Consider the following 17,816-nt stretch of genomic DNA (forward strand, 5'->3'; position numbering starts at 1 on the left):
GGTAGACACCTACCTCAGCGGGGCGTGCGCACCCAGTCCCGGGGAACGACGACCATGGGGACCGGCAGGGCACGCAGCATCTTGTTCGCCGTGGAGCCGAGGAAGATCTGGCGATTCTGGGCAAGACGACTCGAACCCACGATCACGAGTTCGCCCGGGTCCCAATCGATGTCGTCGATGGCCTCCTCGATCGTTCTGCCGTGAGCCACGGTGACCGACGCGTCGTAATTCTCGGGAAGTTGTCGGGCGGCGCGCTCGAGAACCGATTCGGCGTGCTGGTGCGCCTTGTTGATCGCCTCCCCGGAATCGGAGGACTCGTGCACATCGAGGGCAACGAGGGAGATGAACCGAAGCGGCAGACCACGGCGGGTGGCCGACTCCACGGAGACCTCGAGTACCCCCTCGGCGCCGGCCCTGGTCCCGACGGCGCAGGTCATGCGGGTGAAGGCCGAACGGTGGCGATAGCCGCGGGGTGCCAGTGCCACCGGAACCCGGGAACTGTGCAGCACCGCGTTCGCGACACTGCCCACCGTGAAGCGCCGCAACAAACCATTGCTCGAGGCCCCGATGACGATCAGGCCCGCATTGATGTCGTCAGCGAGCTCGACCAGCCCCTCGGCGAAGGAATCGGCGAGGCGTACGTGGATGCTGACCTCGACGCCGTCGGGCACGTGCTCCTTCGCACGCTCCAGAGCCTCCCGCGCGCGGACGCCGCCCGGAGCGACACTGCCGTCCTGGGGCCAGTCGAGGACGGTCACCAGGTCGATGCCGGCGGCCTGGGTGAGGGCCAGGGAGGTCGCCAGTTCCAGGGCATCCCTCCCGCGATCATTCTCGGTATAGCCAACGACATAGCGCACGGGGACGTCCTCTTCCTCGATCAGTTGCGGCGGCAGACACGCGACGAGCCGCGGAGTCGCTTCACTCTAACGCAGCAGCCCTCCGCTGCATCCTCGACCGCCGGGGCTTCCCGCGGGAGAGCTACTGCTTCGGCGCCATGCCCTTCGTGAGCACGTCCTGCCGGAAGAAGGCGGGGTTGATCCGCGCCCAGATCAGCATGAGTACCGCGCCGAGGAGGATCACGCCGATGCCGAGGATGAAGACCATCCCCACGCCGAACAACTCGGAGCCGGAACCGTAGGCCGGGTCCATGGAATCCACGGCCGTCTTGAAGAACATGACGAGGAGGATCACACCTCCGAGCAGTGGTGCCAGGAACTTGAAGAGCAGGTTCCGCACGCTCGAGAAGGCCTGGGCACGGAAGTACCAGACGCAGGCGAGCGCCGTGATGCCGTAGTAGAAGCAGATCATCAGACCGAGCGCCGTGATGGTGTCCCAGAGTGCGTTCTCCGACACGAGGCGCGTGAAGACGTAGAAACCGGCGGCCGCGAGAGCGGCCGCAACCGTGGCGACGCTCGGCGACTTGAACTGGGGGCTGATCCGGCCGTACCCCCTGGGTAGCGCCGTGTAGTGCCCCATGGCCAGGAGGGTACGCGCCGGCGAGACGAAGGTCGACTGGAGGGAGGCCGCGGAGGAACTCAGGACCGCCATGGACATCAGGATGGCGAAGGGACCCATCACCGGGCCCGCCAGCGCTGCGAAGATGCTCGCCTGGTTGTCCGGATTGCCCGTGCCGAGCTCGCCGTCGCCCACGCCTGCGTAGGAGAGGGTCGCGAGGGCCACCGTGAGGTAGATGACCACGATGACGATGACCGTCAGCGCTCCGGCGCGGCCGGGGGTCTTCTCGGGATTCGTGGTCTCCTCGTTCATGGTGAGGGTCACGTCCCAGCCCCAGTAGATGAAGATCGACAGGGAGACACCGGCGGCGAACGCGGAGAAGGAGCCGACGGCGAAGGGATTGAACCACTCGGCGCTGACGCGCGTGGCATCGAAGGCGGTGCCGTTCGCCACGTGGATGAAGGCTGCTACGGCGAACCACGCGAGCACGATGAGCTGGAAGGTGACCAGGACGTACTGGACGGTCTTGGTGGTCTCCATGCCGCGGTAGGAGACATAGCAGGCCAATGCGATGAACACGAGCGTCGTCGCGATGTTGAGCGGGAGATTCAGGGTGAGATCCGCGATCTCCGGATCTCCGAGGACCTGGGAGATCAGGAGATAGAAGAAGTCCACGGCGACGGCGGCGAGATTCGAGAGCACGATGATCGTCGCGGCGATGAGACCCCAGCCACCCATCCAGCCGACCCAGGGCCCGAAAGCGCGCGTGGCCCAGGTGAAGGACGTCCCCGAGTCCGGCATGGAGTTGTTGAGCTCCCGGTACCCGAATGCCACGAGCAGCATGGGGATGAAGCCCACGAGGAAGATCGCGGGCAGCTGAACGCCCACCTCGGCCACGGTCGGCCCGAGGGCAGCGGTGAGCGTGTACGCCGGCGCCACGCAGGACACCCCGATCACGACAGCGCCGAGCAGCCCCACCTTCCCGGAGGCGAGACCCTTCCTGCTCAGACCGCCCTCGGTCTGCGTCGTCTCCTCGATGCTCATGCGTTCGCCTCCCTGGCTGTGGTTCCCTCGCCGGATGTCGGCCCAGGGGCGGAGTAGGTGCGCGGGACCACGACCATGGGAACGGTCAGCGTGCGCAGGATCTTGTTGGCGGTGGAGCCGAGGAAGATGCGCAGGTGCTGCGCCAGACGGCTGGAGCCCACCAGCAGGATCTCGCCCTCGTCCCACTCCAGGGCGTCGATGGCATCCTCGACGGAGGCGCCGTGTGCTGTCTCCACGCTGACGCGCCCCTGGTCCGCGAGCGCCGACGCCGCCTCCCGGAGCCGGCGATTCGCGGCATCCTCGGCTCCGTCCGGATCCGACTGACCGGCGTCGAGCGGCACGAGGGACACCAGGCGGAGCGGCAGTCCGCGACGGCGGGCGGAGGAGACGGCGACGGCCACGACGTCCTCGGCTCCCGCCCGGCGTCCGACGGCGCAGGTCAGTCGCGTCACCGGATCCGTGCGACTGTAGCCCTTGGGCGCGAGCGCCACGGGCACGGGCGCCGCGTGGAGCAGGCCACGTGCCACGTTGCCGACGCTGAAGGGCGCCGCCAGTCCCCGCGAGCTGGCTCCGATGACGATCAGGGTGACGTCCGGATCACCGGCCGCGGTGATCAGACCTTCCGCGTTCGAGTCCGCCCGGACGACGACACCGCGGGCGGGCACGTCCTCGGGTACGAGGGCCAGGCCCTCCTCCATCCACTCCTTCAGCTGATCGGACAGCATGCCGTCGTAGTTCCTGGCGGGAGGATAGGCCCCCGCGTACAGCGAGTGTTCCGGGGTGACCAGCACGAGGTCGAGGCTCGCGTCCTGGCTGCGGGCGAGGGCGACGGCGAGGCGGACGGCGTCGTGCCCGCGCCCGTCCGCGGTGTAGCCGACGATGTAGCGCATGCTCAGTTGCCTTTCCCTGGTGCGGCGGACTGCAGACCCTCGGCCAGCGCCTCGTGAAGGGCCGCCGCGGTGCGCTTGCCCATCCGGATGGCGCCGTCCACGTGCTGGTAGCCCTCGGCTGCGATGTCGGAGCACGACCAGAAGATCGGGCCGACCGGTGTGCGCTGGTCGCGTCCGTAGCGGTGCAGTCCGCCGAGGTCGTAGCTCGCCGCGTAGGCACCACGCGTCCATTCCTCGGAGGCCCAGTCCGACTCGTAGTACACCTCCGGTTCGAGCGCCTGCGGGCCGAGGAATTCTGCGATCGACGCCAGGATGGTCTCGCGCCGCTCGTGCGCGGGGAGTTCGAACATCGCATCGGCCTTCTCGTCGGAGACGAATCCCACGAGGGTCCCGCGCGGGTCCTCGTGGTTCGAGTTGTCGTAGATCTCCTGGACGATCGACTCCGCGCTGAAGCCGGTCCCCGAGAGTCCGTCCTCGCGCCAGAACGGGGTGGCGTAGACCGCATGGACCTTGATGACGAGGCCGAGCGACTGATGCTGATGCATCTGGTGCTGGCGACGCGGCAGGGGCGGTACGTAGCTGATGCGTGAGTACAGGTTCGGCGGCACGGCCACGATCGCATAGCGCGCCCGGACCGTCGTCGTGTCCGAGACGACGATGACACCATCACCACCGTCACCGCCGTCCGGTCCGTTCCAGCGCAGGGTGCGTACCGGGCTCGAGAGGATCACGTCCTCACCGAGGTCGGCGGCCATGCGCTCGGAGACGGACTGCATTCCACCGACCACGCGCTTGTCGAGGATGAAGTCCTCGTCGACGAGATTCGAGAAGGAGCCCGCCGTCGCCGCCATGAGGACGGCCTGCAGCGCCGAGAAGGCGTGGGCCGGCTTGGTGAGCATGCCACCGGCGATGAACAGCCCGATGTTGTTGCATGCTTCCTCGTCGTCGGACTGCTGCCGCAGCCAGTGGTGGAAGGAGACGGTGTCGAGCGCGCGAGCATCGGGGTGGTTCCAGGGAGCCTCGGGGCCTGCCTCGCCGACGAGTCGATCCAGCAGCGCGGTGAGCCGCTCCATCTCCTGGCGGGTGTGCTCGCCGACCGGGAACATCTCTCCCGTGTAGCGCACGGGCTTGCCGTCGGGTCCGATGTAGACGGAGTCACCCTCCCGATAGCGGGAGAAAGTGTCCAGGCCCAGTTCGTCGAGGAGGTCGATGAGCGCGGTCTGGTCCGGGGACACCCACTGCCCGCCGACCTCGAGGACCGCACCCTCGACCACATCCGTATGAGTGCGCCCACCCACGCGGTCCCTGGCTTCGAGGACGGCCACGGAGTGTCCGGCCTTCTTGAGTTCACGTGCGGCGGTCAGGCCGGACGGTCCTGCCCCGATGATGACGACGTCGCGCTCGATGTGTTCCATGTGATCCTCCCGCCCGCATGACGCGGGACACAAAATGAATGACGTTCATTATTTTCGCCTACTATAGCCGTGGGTCCTTCCTGAGGGAAGAGCTGACCCGCTCGATCCGACACGACACCGGGGGCCCATCGATGGACGCAGTATCGCAGGCGCCGCGCCGCGCGGGACGCCCGCCACGGAGCGTTCTCTCGCGAGCGAGCATCACCGCGGCCGCCGTGGACCTGATCGGGACCGAGGGATACGAGGGACTGACGATGTCCGCCCTGGCCCGCCGCCTCCGGGTTGCCCCTTCCGCGCTGTACAACCACGCAGCCTCGAAGCGGGAGGTACTCACCTGGGTCCAGGACCATGTCATGACGATGGTCGACTTCAGCGCCTTCAGGCAGGGACCGTGGGACGACGCCGTCAGGAGCTGGGCCCGGTCCTATCGCGAGGTGCTGGCGCAGCACGGACCCCTCGTCCCGGTGATCGCCGTCATGCCCGTCACCGACGCCACGGAGACGCTGCTCATGTACGAGGAGGTCACCCGCGGTTTCCTCGACGCGGGCTGGCCCGAGCACCGGGTCGTGCCGACGATCGTCGCCCTCGAGTCCTTCATCTTCGGGTCCGCCCTCGACGTCGCCGCGCCGAACGACATCTTCGACTCGGGTGCCCTCGGCCCCCGGTTCCCCCTCTTCACCTCCGCCGTCCGGTCAGCCCGCGGCTCGGACGGCGGAGGCGAAGCCGGTGGAGCGGCAGACATCGCCTTCCACGCAGGGCTCGAGGCCATCCTCGCTGGTCTCCGCGAACAACTCGCCGGGTATGGCGACCATGGCGCACCAGATCAGGGCACCGCCGACCGGCTTTACCGCCCTCTGGGGAAATGTTAAGATTGGGTCACGGTCAAGTAGCGGCCGGGCACTTCCGATGCTGTGAGGTTTGCAATGTCCGCTAGCGCTCGCTCGCCGGTTCTCGGCTCCACGCTCCATGACGACGGAAAGTCGGCTTCGTGGATGAATCCTGATGAGGCGGATCTCGTTCCGCGCGATACACCGGTCCGTCGCGAGCCGGCCCCATCGGTCCCGTACGATCTCTCCTCCGCAACGGTCCGGGAGCTCCGCGCCCTGAGCAACCAGCTGTACCGGATTCTCGACACCGACAATGCGCCCTTCGGCACGCGGGAGCACTACGAAGCGGTGGTCGAGGCCCTCTCCGAGCGGGAGTCACCCGCCGCGAAACGCGACGAGGCCGAAAGGGTACGGGAGAAATTCCGTGACAACTCAGTGACATCACGGTTCGAGCTCTTCCACGACGGCGTGCTGGTCGGCTACGTGAAGTACGACCTCCGGGCAGGGCGTCTCCACCTGCTCGAGACCGTGGTGGCCACCGAGTACCAGCATCAGGGCCTGGAAGGTGTCCTGGTACGGGAAGCACTGCTCAACGCCCATCGCCGGCGCCTCGTACCTGTTCCCTACTGCAGGCACGCCCAGGTATTCCTGACCGAGAACCCTCAGTTCCGGGCACTGATCCCGCTGGGTTGAGAGGTCAGCGGGAGCAGGGCAGCTGATCGCACTGCACCGGGAAACCCGCGCCGGATAACACGAAGACCCCGCAGCCGGGCTGCGGGGTCTTCGTGCGGGCGGCTTCCCGCACTCAGCCGTTCTGCGCAGCTCGAATGGCGCTCTCCAGCACGTCGAGCCCGTCGGTGAGCAGGTCGTCGGAGATGACGAGTGGCGGCAGCAGGCGGATCACGTTGCCGTACGTTCCACACGTCAGGATGATCACACCCTGGCGCAGGCATTCCGCCGTGATCGCCTTCGTGGCCTCCGCATTGGGTGCCTTGCTGCCCGGTTGCACGAGTTCGATCGCCAGCATGGCCCCGCGGCCCCGGACCTCACCGATGATGCCGTGCTCTCCCAGCTCGGCCTGCAGCTCCGACAGTCGTGCGGTCACCAGAGCCTCGATGTTCCTCGCCCGGCCCACGAGATCCTGGTCCTTCATGGTCCTGATGGCTCCCAGCGCGGCGGCACAGGCGACGGGGTTACCTCCGTAGGTCCCGCCGAGGCCACCTGCGTGGACCGAGTCGAGCAGATCCGCCCGCCCGGTGATCGCCGAGAGCGGCAAACCACCGGCAATACCCTTGGCCATCGTGATGATGTCGGGCACCACGCCCTCATGGTCCACCGCGAACCACTCACCGGTGCGGCAGAACCCGGACTGCACCTCGTCGGCGATGAACACCACGCCGTTGGTCTTCGCCCATGCGGCGAGGGCCGGGAGGAAACCGGGCGCCGGCACGATGAACCCGCCCTCCCCCTGCATCGGTTCGATGATGATCGCGGCCACCGTCTCGGCCCCGATCTGCTTCTCGATCATCGTGATGGCGCGCTGCGCCGCTTCGGCACCCGTGATGTCCGGATTCTCCTCGCGGAAGGGGTAGCTCATGGGTACCCGGTAGATCTCGGGAGCGAACGGGCCGAAGTTCGTCTTGTACGGCATGGACTTGGCGGTGAGCGCCATGGTGAGGTTGGTGCGCCCGTGATAGGCGTGATCGAAGGCGACGACGGCGTTGCGCCCGGTGGCCAGGCGTGCCACCTTCACCGCGTTCTCCACGGCTTCGGCTCCCGAGTTGAACAGGACGGTCCGCTTGTCGAAGTCTCCCGGTGTCAGTTCGGCCAGCTGCTCGGCGACAGCGATGTACCCCTCGTAGGGCGTCACCATGAAGCAGGTGTGCGTGAAATGCTCCACCTGCTCCCTGACGGCGTCGACGACCGCCGGATCCGAGGCGCCCACGCTGGTCACGGCGATACCGGCACCGAGGTCGATGAACGAGTTGCCGTCGACATCCCTGACGATGCCGCCGTCGGCGTCCGCGGCGTAGACGGGAACGCCCGAGACGGCGCCCTTGGCGACCGACTGCGCCCGGCGTGCCGCCAGAGCGACGGACTTCGGGCCGGGGAAGTCGCCGATGATGCTGCGCTTCTGCTCGAGTCTGTGACCCGACGTGGTGGCCTCCGGGGTGGTTGCGTAGGTGGTCATGCGAGTTCCTTTCCTCGTGAAGGTATCGGGTAGCCTGCACGCCGACCCTGTGACCGCTGCGGGTGCAGGCGAGCGGTGCCATTCCTGAGGTCACCGTAGCTGGGCAGCAGACCCGTCGCCACAGCTACGTGCACAGGAACGGATTGTACTGGTGGTGCAGGAGCACAAGCCTCTCCTACGCTGGTGTCATGGCCCTCACGCTTCTGGATCTCCTCTCCGACCCGGTCCTCGCACTGGTCCCCGAGGGCCGCTCCCCGGCATCGATGCTTCCCGTCCAGTGGGTCGCCGTGACGGAACTCGAGGACCCACGCCCCTTCCTCACCGGCGCCGAGGTGGTCCTGACCACGGGGGTCCGCCTGCGCACGGTCTCCACCCAGCGCTCGTTCGTCCGTTCGACCCACGCCGCGGGCGCCCTCGCCATCGGGTTCGGCATCGGCTTCGCGCACGAGCGGACTCCGCCTGCCCTGCTCGCGGAGGCCGACGCCGTGGGCCTGCCGGTCTTCAGGGTCCCCTACGACGTCCCGTTCATCGCCATCGGCAAGAAGGTATCCGATTCGCTCTCCGCCGATCACTACGCGGGCCTGGAGGACCTGCTCGAGGGACACGCCGTCCTGGCCTCGGCTCTCCTGGGTGCCGGTGGGCTCGGTGCCCTCCTCGACCGGCTGGCGCGCATGCTCGGCACCGATGTCGCGCTCTTCCAGTACGGCGCACGGATTGCCGGTGCCGGCACGGCTCCGCGCGAGCTGCCGGCCACCGGTGATACCGCCGTCGGGGATCGGCTCACTCCCGGAACCAGGTGGCACCGGGTTCCCATCGCCACGGGGCTGAAGGACCGGTGCACGCTGGCGATCGGCGAGCCCTACGCCCACTCCGGGGTCGTGGACTATGCACAGAGCCTCATCTCCGTCGAACTCACCAATCAGGCACGCAACCGCAAGGGTGCGCGGAGAGCGCTCGGCCAATTGCTGGAGGACGTGGTGCGCGGCACGCTTGCCGGCCCCGACGGCGCGGCCAGACTCGCGAGCTCGGGCATCGACGCGACACAGCGCCACAGCGTGCTCATCATCGATGTGGCCGCGAACCACCGCAGGACCCTGGGCACGCTCCCCCTGCCGGACGGATGGAGCGAGGCCCGCTCGGGCATGGTCGACGATCGCCTCGTACTCGTCCTGCCGACGTCGGGCACACCCGACCCGGCCCGGCTCACCGGCTACCTCGACGGCGCCGGACTGACCTCGCGGATCGGTGTGGGGGGCGCCTACACGCACCCGAACGGGCTGCGCTGGAGCTACTTCGAGGCCCGCGAGGCACTCCTGCGCGGGCAGAGCCTGAATCGTGCCGACCGGCTCAGTCTCACCTCACTGCTGATGTCCAGCGCCGATGTGCCCCTGGCCGATCTCGCCGCTGAGACCCTGGGCCCGCTGGAGGCCTTCGACGACACCCACGGCGCCGGCCTCACGATGACACTGCAGCGCTATCTCGAGCTCGACGGTTCCGTGGCCGCAGTGGCCGCGGAACTCGACGTGCATCGCAACACCGTCCGGTACCGGCTCCAGCAGGTGATCGCCCTGTGCGGGTACGACCCGTCCGTGACCGCGGACCGGGTCCATCTCTACCTCGCTCTGCGCGTCCGGGCCCTGGAGAAGGGGAATCTCTGAGACGACGCCGGCAGCGACCCGACCGGTACGGCTAGGGCAGGGCCGGGCGGCCGAGGAAGGCCTCGATGTCGGAGTACACCTCACGTGCTTCGGGCAGGCGGGGGAAGGCCGGGAACACATGGAACCCTCCCGGGTAGACCCGCATGGTGACATCCGCACCCGCTGCTGCGGCGCGATCCCTGAACACCGTCGCATCCGCCATACAGATGTCGCGTGTGCCCTGGTAGATCCGCGTCGTGGGCACCCTCGCCAGCATCTCGTCGGGTGCACGTGCCGGGCTCACCAGTGGCGTCCGCGGATCCTCTCCGCCCGCCCACCACAGTCCTGCCTGGACCCCGCCTGCCACGGAGAGCATGGGATCCACGGCGTCGTACGCCGGGATCCCAGGGTTGGTTCCCGTCACGTCGAGCCACGGCGAGAAGACGACGATCCTGCCGGGAGCGGGCAGCCCGGCAGCACTGAACGCCCACGGCTGGGCGATGGCAAGACCACCGCCGGCCGAATCACCCATCAGGGTCACCTCCTCGGGGCCCGTCGCGCGGAGGACCTCGCGATAGACGGACACCAGGTAGCCGAACGCCTCGCGGTAGGTGCTCTCGGGGGCGAGCCGATAGAGAGGAACCGTGACGGTCGCCCCGGTCCGCCGGGTGAGTTCCGCGATGATCCACCAGTGCGGGCGCCCCAGTTCATTCAGATAGATGCCGCCGTGCGTGTAGATGATGTGCGAGCGCGTGGCACCGAGGATCGGCCGGACCGTGATGGTGCGCACGCCGTCGATCCTGGTCTCCTGGATGGTGTGCTTCTGCTTGACGGTCCACGGGATCGCAGCCATCGACGGATAGGTCCGCCCAATGTAGGTCTCCCTCACCCACTCGGGGCTGGCAAGATGCTTCTTCGTGGGCAGGAAGCCGATCAGCCAGGAGGCCACTCGCATCGCCAGGGAGCCGTCCTGTGCGCTCGGTGGATCACTGTGCGGGCCCGGCATGGAACCATTCGTCATCGGCCCAGCCTAGTGCGCGATCCTTCCTCGCCACGGCCTCTGTCATGCTGGACTGGGCCGCACTGCCCTGGCCCTGCGAGGTGGCTCACCGCCGACCGCAGCATCCTGCATGCCGAAGGAAGACATGGATACCGCGTCACAGATCGCCCTCGCCGCCGACCTCCTCGGTGTCCTCTTCTTCGCCGTGTCCGGCTCGCTGCTGGCGGCGCGCAAGAGCTTCGATCTGGTCGGCTCCCTCCTGCTCGCGGCCCTCGCCTCGCTCGGTGGTGGCGTGCTGCGGGACGTCATCCTCGATGTTCCGCCGGCGGCCTTCAACAACCCTGCCTACCTCGTTCCACCCCTGCTCGCCACCGGGCTGGTCTACTTCGTGTTCTCCGGCGTCGAGAGAGTACGACAGGTCCTGGTGCTCTTCGATGCGGCCGGCCTGGCGCTGTTCTGCATCACCGGGACCGTCAAGGCCCTCGAACTGGGCCAGAATCCCGTGTCGGCCGTCCTGCTCGGAGTCGCCACGGCGGTGGGCGGCGGTCTGCTGCGCGACGTCGTCGCGAACGAGATACCGCAGCTGTTCGATCCGCGCGACATCTACGCACTACCGGCCATGCTCGGTGCCAGTATGGTCACCGTCCTGTATCTGACGGGGACCTTCACGATCATCACGGGGATCATCGCCGCATCGCTGGCCTTCTCCCTGCGCATCCTCGCCTGGCGGTACAGCTGGCATGCACCGCTGGCGGCGAAGCTCCGCGATGCGCGTTCGTAGGCGGGAAGGAGTGCACGGCCCGCTCCGGGTACAGCGGATAGGATGGAAGGTCCCGCCACCTCTCCTGGAGTACCTGTGACCGAGCTGTTCTTCGACAAATTCCGCAACCTCGTGCCCCGGTACTTCGAGGACGAGTGGGTCGAGGAGGACGGGCTGTCCGAGCTCGAACTCGCAGAGCTGCTGGAGGGCAAGGAGCTCGAACTGCCCCTGGCCCTGTGGGAGTTCTACCGTGCGGTGGGCGCCACCGAGGACATCATGGAAGCGTTCCACTTCTTCTGGGACCCTGACGAGCTCGAGGTCGAGGACGGTTTCCTGCTCTTCCTGGAGGACGAGGACGAGCAGTACACCTGGGGCATGAGGGCCGACCAGCTCGACGTTCCCGACCCCATCGTGTGGCGGCGCAACAATGCCCGCGGCGAGTGGCAGAGCGAGGAAGGCACCTTCAGCGAGTACGTCCTGGACCTCTTCGAGTGGGTCTTCGATGAGGAGGAGGAGGACTGATGAAGTTCACCCATCACGCCCCCGTCGGGTACCAGTGCCCGTTCTGTGATCTGGCGCGCGGAGATTTCAGCAACCCGAAGAACCTGTGCCGCCCCGGAGACCTCATCTACTCCGACGATCTCGCGCTGGCGTTCATCGCCTCGCATGGTTTCGAACCGCATCCGGGGCACGTGCTCATCACGCCCCGCGAGCACGTGGAACTGCTGTACGAACTGCCCGACGACGTCGCGGCCCGGATCATGACGCTCACGCGGGACACCGCGATCGCGATCAAGCGTGCCTGGGGCCCGGACGGCGTCTCCACCCGCCAGCACAACGAGCCCGCGGGAAGCCAGCACGTCTGGCACTACCACCAGCATGTACTGCCCCGCTGGGAGAACGACGGCTTCTACTTCACCCCGAAGCGGCCCATCGTCGACCCGGCCATCCGGGCGCGCAAGGCCGACGAACTCAGGTCCTTCCTGCCACCACAGTGACCCGTCGGTCGCGGACGACCGGCTGGATTCCGGGCGCCGGCGGCGTGTGTTACACGTCCCGTCTGACCACGGCCTGCGCGAAGCTCGTGAGCGCCTGCTTGACCACGCTGTCCGGCAACGGAGCGAGGGCTGCGACGGCGTCGTCCGCCCACTGCCGGGCCACGTTCCACGCCTCCTGCGTCTGCGGGTGGGAGCGCAGGGCTGCCACGGCGTCCGCGAGCGCCTCGTCCGAGGTCAGGTCGCCGTCGACGAGCTCCAGCACGTCTGCTGCCGACCGGTCCCCCGCCGTCGCGGCGCGACGCAGCAGGATGACGGGCAGGGTGGGCACCGCCTCGCGAAGATCCGTCCCCGGAGCCTTGCCGGACTTCACCTTCAGGCCCGTGACGTCGATGACGTCGTCGGCCAGCTGGAAGGCCACGCCCACCTTCTCGCCGTAGGAGACCATGATGTCCACCACATCGCGCGGGGTATCGGCGAAAATGGCTCCCAACTGGCCCGAGGCAGCGACGAGGGACCCGGTCTTGTCGGCGATCACCGAGAGATAGTGCTCGAGATCGTCCTGGTCCTCGCGGGGCCCGACGGTCTCGTGCAGCTGGCCCAGGCACAGGCGCTCGAAGGTGCGGGCCTGGATCCCGAGCGCCTCGCCGCCCAGCTCCGAGACGAGGATCGAGGCGCGGGCGAAGATCAGGTCCCCGGTGAGGATGGCCACGGAGTTCCCCCACACCTCATGGGCGGTGGGACCGCCGCGGCGATAGGGCGCGGAGTCCATGACGTCGTCGTGGTAGAGGGTGGCCAGATGGGTCAGTTCGACGACGACGGCAGCCTGGACGACCTTCCTGCTGGCGGGATTGCCGAGATGCGAGGCGAGGATGGTCAGCAGGGGCCGGATGCGTTTGCCGCCCGCCTCGACGAGGTGCCGGCTGGTGGCATCGGCGAGGGGATCGGAGTGGGAGATGGCATTGCGGAGCTGGGTCTCGACCTCGGCGAGACACGACGACACCGAGGGACCGAGCTCCGGATCCTCCGCGATGAGGGCGAACCCCGGAGGCAGATGCAACGCATCGGCGTCCTGGGGATCCGCCGTGTCCAGGGCGCCGCTCAGACCCGCGTTGGTCCACCCGGGGTTGAAGGAGTGCGTCACGGTCTAAGCCTAACCACGAGCACCCACGCCCTGCGCACGCAGCAGCGACGTCGCCGATGGCTGGTTGGTGGTGGCGGGCACGAGGGATTCGAGCAGGCGGATGACACGGTCCTCGAAACCCTTGCCTCCGGCATCGGTGAGATTCGCGAGCATACGCACCACGAAACGCATGAGCAGCGGGATCGGCATACCGGTGCGTAGCGCCAGGGACATCACGGCGGGCTTGCCGATCAGCTGCGCGAAGATCCGTCCGAGCGTGAAGTGACTGCCCCAGCGATTGCGCACGTAGGGAGCGTAGCCCGACATGACCTGATCACGACCCAGCGGGGAGGCAATACCCTGCGCCCGCTCGATGAACTCGGCTGCGTAGCGCGCGGACTCCATGGCATAGGAGATTCCTTCGCCGTTGAACGGGGAGACCATACCGCCGGCGTCCCCGAGGAGCAGCAGGCCCGGACTGTAGTGCGGCGTCCTGTTGAACCCCATGGGCAGGGCAGCTCCGCGGATCTCGCCGACCTGGTTCTCCGGGGTGAAACCCCACTCCCCCGGCATGGCACCGGTCCAGTCGCGGAGCACCTGCTTGTAGTCGAGTCTGCCGAACTCCGCGGACGAATTGAGGATCCCGAGCCCTACGTTGGACGTGCCGTCGCCGACGCCGAAGACCCAGCCGTAGCCGGGCAGCGGCTTCCCTGCGGCGTCGGGAAGTTCGAGCCAGCCCTCCATCCACTCGTCGTGCGTCCGCGGGCTGGTGAAGTAGGTGCGGACGGCGACGCCGAGGGGCCGGTCGTCGCGCTTCTGCATCCCGAGGCTGACGGCCGTGCGGGTGGAATTGCCGTCGGCTGCCAGTACGACGTCGGCGGTGAACGAGCGCGTCTCACCTGTCTTGCGGCCGTCGGCGTCGAGCAGATTCACCGTGACGCCGCTGACGCGCCCGGTCTCGTCCCGGACGGCGGAGGAGACCGAATGGCCCTGGAGGATGGTGGCTCCTGCGTCGCGGGCATGCAGTGCGAGGGCCTCGTCGAAGCCGACCCGCGTACGGACCAGCCCGTAGTCCGGGAAGTCGCTGAGCTCGGGCCAGGGCACCTCGACGGTGCGCCTGCCCGCGATGAGACGCAGACCCTTGTTCCGGCGCCACCCCTCGCTCTCGTCGTGCGGCAGGCCGAGCAGCTGCACTTCCCGCGTCGCGCGCGGGGTCAGGCCGTCCCCGCACACCTTCTCGCGGGGGAAGTGCGTCTTCTCGAGGACCGTGACCTCGATCCCGGCGCTCGCGAGGTAGTAGGCGGCGGTGGACCCGGCCGGTCCGGCGCCGACGATGAGGACCGACACCTAGAGTGCCGTCGTCCGACGGCTCAGCAGGACCTGCCCGGGCCGCAATGCTTCCCCGGCGGATGCGGCAGGGGCCTTGAACGCGCGGTGCACCGCGACGATCCCCCCGTTCAGATTGCGGTACTCGACATCCTCCCAGCCGCTCTCGCCGATCCAGGCCGCGAGGGAGTCCTGGTCCGGCCAGGCGCGGATGGACTCGGCGAGGTAGACGTAGGCATCGGGGTTCGAGCTTGCCCTGCGCGCGATGACAGGCAGCGCGCGCATGAGGTACTCGGTGTAGACGGTGCGCCAGAGCGGGGCGACAGGCTGCGAGAACTCGGCGATGACCAGCCGGCCATCGGGCCGGGTGACGCGCAACAGCTCCTCGAGCGCCTTCTTCGGCTGAGCGACGTTACGGAGCCCGAAGGAGATGGTCGCGGCGTCGAACGAATTGTCGGCGAACGGCAGATCGGTGGCATCTCCGGCGACGAAGTCGATGTCCGGCCGTCGGCGCTTGCCCACCGTGAGCATGCCGAGCGAGAAATCGCAGGCGACGACGTCGACGCCGGCATCGGCGTACGGTTCACTCGAAGTACCGGTTCCGGCCGCCAGATCCAGGACGCGTTCGCCCGGTACCGCGTCGACGGCGTCCACGACGATGCGCCGCCAGCGGCGTGCCTGGCCCATGGACAGGACATCGTTGACGACGTCGTACTTGGGTGCCACGTCGTCGAACATGGCGGCTACTTCGTCGGGGCGCTTTTCCAGCGATGCTCGGTTCACCTGTCCATCATCTCAAACAAAATCTCCAGGACGCGCGGAACGCCGGAGTAGGCTGGGAAATCATGAGCACCGAGTCCCTCACCGCGCTGACACCTGCGCCCGGACAGTCCCGCGCACTCCGCAGCATCACGGTGGCTCACGGCGGGCTGGACCCCCGTTCCGGCCTCCTGGACTATCTGGTGCGCAACGACGCCCACACCTGGATCCGGCACAACGGAGGCATGGTGGGCTACGGCGAGACGAAGCGCTTCACGGTGACCGGGCCGGACCGTTTCACCCGTGGGCAGGACTGGTGGCGTCGGGAACTGGCCGGCGCCCACGTGGTCGACGAGCTCGGCGTCCCGGGGTCAGGGCTGATCGCCTTCGGGTCCTTCGCCTTCTCCAAGACCTCGGCACACGAGTCACGCCTGATCGTGCCCGAGGTCGTGGTGGGCTGCACGGACGGCCGGGGGTGGCTGACATATATCACCGATGACCCCGAGGCAGAGCTCACTGCCGAGGCCGCGGAAACCGCTCTGGCCGCCTATCTCCTCGAGCCCGACGAGCAGTACCCCCCGAGCCCGGGAGACCGCCTTGCCCCCGGCGTCCTGAGCGAGGACGAGTACCAGGCGGTCGTCGCCGAAGGTGTCAGGCACGTCCACGACGGCGAGCTGAGCAAGCTCGTGCTCGCCCGCGACGTCGTCGCGGAGCTGGAGCGGCCGGTGTCCACCGCGCGGGTGCTGCGCGAGCTCGCCGTGCGGTACGAGGACTGCTGGACCTACGCCGTCGACGGCCTGATCGGTTCGACGCCCGAGATGCTGATCAAGGTGGAGAACAACACGGCCCAGGCGCGTGTCCTTGCCGGGACGCTCGATCGCGCCGGTGCGCCGGCAGCCGATCCCGGCTACGCCGAGCGGGTCCTCGCCGGTTCGGAGAAGCAGCTCCATGAGCATCAGATCGCGATCGACTCCCTGACCGGGACGCTGGAGCCGTTCACGAGCTCGATGACCTCGCACAGCGAGCCGTTCGTGCTGCAGTTGCCCAACGTGTGGCATCTCGCCTCGGACGTCACGGCGAATCTGACCCCGGACGGCGACGGACACGTACCGACGTCGCTGGCCCTGGTGCAGGCACTGCATCCCACCGCGGCGGTGTGCGGCACCCCGACCACCGTTGCCGGCGCGCTCATCCGCGAGCTCGAGCACCTCCAGCGCGGACCCTACGCGGGGCCCGTGGGCTGGATCGACGCGGCCGGCAACGGAGAGTGGGGGATCGCCCTCCGCGGCGCCGTCGTCGAGACTCCGACAAGGGTCCGGCTCTACGCCGGGTGCGGCATCGTGGAGGGTTCCCGGCCCGAGGCGGAACTGGCGGAGACGTGGAGCAAGTTCCGCCCCATGATGGAAGCCCTCGGCATCAGCCGCTGACGCAGCCCAGGGTTACCCATGGGCACTTCTTGTAACCTGTGACGCACATCTCTGTGTTCGTCGTTACAATCAGCAGGACATTTCTCTTCATCGCTCCCGTCCAAGTGAGGTCCTTCATGATTCGCAGGAACAGCGCACTGCTCGCGGCAGTAGCCGCCGGAACCCTTCTACTGAGTGCCTGCGGCGGAGGCTCCGACGACGCCGACACCGGCTCGGACGCGACGCCCGGCTCGGAGGCCGGCGGCCTCAACCTCGTCACACCCGGCTCGCTCACCGTCTGCTCGGACGTCCCCTACCCGCCCTTCGAGTTCGAGGAGGACGGGGAGTACACCGGCTTCGATCTGGACCTCATGCGGGAGATCGCCACAGGCATGGAGCTCGAGTTCACCGTGCAGGACGTCGGCTTCGACGGCCTCCAGAGCGGCGTCGCCTTCGGTGCGGGCACGTGCGATGTGGGCGCCAGTGCCATGACCATCACCGAGGAGCGCCAGCAGAGCCTCACCTTCTCGGACCCCTACTACGACTCGCTGCAGTCCCTCCTGGTCCCCGAGGGCTCCGACATCTCCTCGATCGAGGATCTGGGCGGCATGCGGGTCGGTGTGCAGCAGGGCACCACCGGCGAGAACTACGCGGGAGAGAACGCACCGGAGGATGCGGAGATCGTCTCCTTCCCGTCAGACGGCGAGATGTACGCCTCCATCCAGGCGGGTGGTGTGGACGCGCTCCTGCAGGATCTGCCCGTCAACATCGGCCACACCGAGGACGGCGCCTTCACCATCGCCGAGGAGTACGAGACGGACGAGCAGTACGGCTTCGCGATGTCCCAGGACGGCACCGAGGAACTCGTCGCCGCGGTGAACGAGCAGCTCGCCGCTCTGCGGGACAGCGGCAGGTACCAGGAGATCTACGACTCCTACTTCGCGGAGTAGACCTGCCCTGCCCGTGCGGCCGGATCGATGCCCGGCCG

17 protein-coding genes are annotated in these 17,816 nt (G+C 68.0%); 8 read left to right on the forward strand and 9 right to left on the reverse strand.

Annotated features, from left to right (window positions below; all coding sequences use genetic code 11):
• Positions 1-14: 14 nt before the first annotated feature.
• The 4 genes from E8P82_RS08685 to E8P82_RS08700 form a co-directional block, all read right to left on the reverse strand.
• The gene (locus tag E8P82_RS08685) at positions 15-857 is read right to left on the reverse strand and encodes a universal stress protein (RefSeq protein WP_136454095.1); all 843 of its coding nucleotides are present in this window, start codon (positions 855-857) and stop codon (positions 15-17) included.
• 121 nt (positions 858-978) lie between these two features.
• Positions 979-2,499, reverse strand: coding sequence for an APC family permease (locus E8P82_RS08690; protein WP_136454096.1), 1,521 nt, complete (start codon positions 2,497-2,499; stop codon positions 979-981).
• A complete protein-coding gene (locus tag E8P82_RS08695; protein WP_136454097.1) occupies positions 2,496-3,389 on the reverse strand; it encodes a universal stress protein in 894 nt (297 codons plus the stop codon). The genes E8P82_RS08690 and E8P82_RS08695 overlap by 4 nt, the downstream gene beginning before the upstream one ends.
• A 2-nt stretch (positions 3,390-3,391) precedes the next feature.
• Positions 3,392-4,804, reverse strand: a complete 1,413-nt coding sequence (locus E8P82_RS08700) for a flavin monoamine oxidase family protein (protein WP_136454098.1) — start codon at positions 4,802-4,804, stop codon at positions 3,392-3,394.
• 131 nt (positions 4,805-4,935) lie between these two features.
• Between E8P82_RS08700 and E8P82_RS08705 the strand changes: the two genes are divergently transcribed.
• Together E8P82_RS08705 and E8P82_RS08710 are read left to right on the forward strand one after the other, a co-directional pair.
• A complete protein-coding gene (locus E8P82_RS08705; protein WP_136454099.1) occupies positions 4,936-5,673 on the forward strand; it encodes a TetR/AcrR family transcriptional regulator in 738 nt (245 codons plus the stop codon).
• Between the two features lie 123 nt (positions 5,674-5,796).
• Positions 5,797-6,324 (forward strand): GNAT family N-acetyltransferase, encoded by a 528-nt coding sequence (locus tag E8P82_RS08710; protein ID WP_168796529.1) that lies wholly within the window; start codon positions 5,797-5,799, stop codon positions 6,322-6,324.
• Positions 6,325-6,436: 112 nt separating this feature from the next.
• On the opposite strand, the gene gabT is transcribed toward E8P82_RS08710, so the two are convergent.
• A complete protein-coding gene (gene gabT / locus E8P82_RS08715) occupies positions 6,437-7,822 on the reverse strand; it encodes a 4-aminobutyrate--2-oxoglutarate transaminase (RefSeq protein WP_136454101.1) in 1,386 nt (461 codons plus the stop codon).
• Between the two features lie 188 nt (positions 7,823-8,010).
• Between gabT and E8P82_RS08720 the strand changes: the two genes are divergently transcribed.
• Positions 8,011-9,480, forward strand: coding sequence for a PucR family transcriptional regulator (locus tag E8P82_RS08720; protein WP_136454102.1), 1,470 nt, complete (start codon positions 8,011-8,013; stop codon positions 9,478-9,480).
• A 31-nt stretch (positions 9,481-9,511) separates the two neighbouring features.
• Here E8P82_RS08720 and E8P82_RS08725 read toward each other — a convergent pair whose 3' ends face one another.
• Positions 9,512-10,480: an alpha/beta hydrolase gene (locus tag E8P82_RS08725; protein ID WP_136454103.1), complete on the reverse strand. Its 969-nt coding sequence runs from the start codon at positions 10,478-10,480 to the stop codon at positions 9,512-9,514.
• A 124-nt stretch (positions 10,481-10,604) separates the two neighbouring features.
• On the opposite strand from E8P82_RS08725, the gene E8P82_RS08730 reads away from it, so the two are divergent.
• The 3 genes from E8P82_RS08730 to E8P82_RS08740 all read left to right on the forward strand — a co-directional run bounded on the left by E8P82_RS08730 (position 10,605) and on the right by E8P82_RS08740 (position 12,217).
• A complete protein-coding gene (locus tag E8P82_RS08730; protein ID WP_136454104.1) occupies positions 10,605-11,240 on the forward strand; it encodes a trimeric intracellular cation channel family protein in 636 nt (211 codons plus the stop codon).
• Between the two features lie 75 nt (positions 11,241-11,315).
• The gene (locus tag E8P82_RS08735; RefSeq protein WP_136454105.1) at positions 11,316-11,741 is read left to right on the forward strand and encodes a hypothetical protein; all 426 of its coding nucleotides are present in this window, start codon (positions 11,316-11,318) and stop codon (positions 11,739-11,741) included.
• Positions 11,741-12,217: an HIT family protein gene (locus tag E8P82_RS08740; protein ID WP_136454106.1), complete on the forward strand. Its 477-nt coding sequence runs from the start codon at positions 11,741-11,743 to the stop codon at positions 12,215-12,217. Before E8P82_RS08735 ends, E8P82_RS08740 begins: the two co-directional genes overlap by 1 nt.
• 49 nt (positions 12,218-12,266) lie before the next feature.
• On the opposite strand, the gene E8P82_RS08745 is transcribed toward E8P82_RS08740, so the two are convergent.
• Genes E8P82_RS08745 through E8P82_RS08755 form a run of 3 tightly spaced genes read right to left on the reverse strand, consistent with a single transcriptional unit; the run spans position 12,267 to position 15,446 of the window.
• Positions 12,267-13,358: a polyprenyl synthetase family protein gene (locus E8P82_RS08745; protein ID WP_136454107.1), complete on the reverse strand. Its 1,092-nt coding sequence runs from the start codon at positions 13,356-13,358 to the stop codon at positions 12,267-12,269.
• 9 nt (positions 13,359-13,367) lie between these two features.
• Positions 13,368-14,684, reverse strand: coding sequence for a geranylgeranyl reductase family protein (locus E8P82_RS08750; RefSeq protein ID WP_136454108.1), 1,317 nt, complete (start codon positions 14,682-14,684; stop codon positions 13,368-13,370).
• Positions 14,685-15,446 (reverse strand): demethylmenaquinone methyltransferase, encoded by a 762-nt coding sequence (locus E8P82_RS08755; protein ID WP_136454109.1) that lies wholly within the window; start codon positions 15,444-15,446, stop codon positions 14,685-14,687.
• A gap of 62 nt (positions 15,447-15,508) precedes the next feature.
• On the opposite strand from E8P82_RS08755, the gene E8P82_RS08760 reads away from it, so the two are divergent.
• Positions 15,509-16,849 (forward strand): isochorismate synthase, encoded by a 1,341-nt coding sequence (locus E8P82_RS08760; RefSeq protein WP_136454110.1) that lies wholly within the window; start codon positions 15,509-15,511, stop codon positions 16,847-16,849.
• Between the two features lie 116 nt (positions 16,850-16,965).
• Positions 16,966-17,778: a transporter substrate-binding domain-containing protein gene (locus E8P82_RS08765; RefSeq protein WP_136454111.1), complete on the forward strand. Its 813-nt coding sequence runs from the start codon at positions 16,966-16,968 to the stop codon at positions 17,776-17,778.
• Positions 17,779-17,816: the final 38 nt, after the last annotated feature.

Origin of the sequence: Arthrobacter echini, from assembly GCF_004803505.1 — a bacterium.
In the GTDB taxonomy this organism is placed as follows: Bacteria; Actinomycetota; Actinomycetes; order Actinomycetales; family Micrococcaceae; genus Arthrobacter_D; species Arthrobacter_D echini.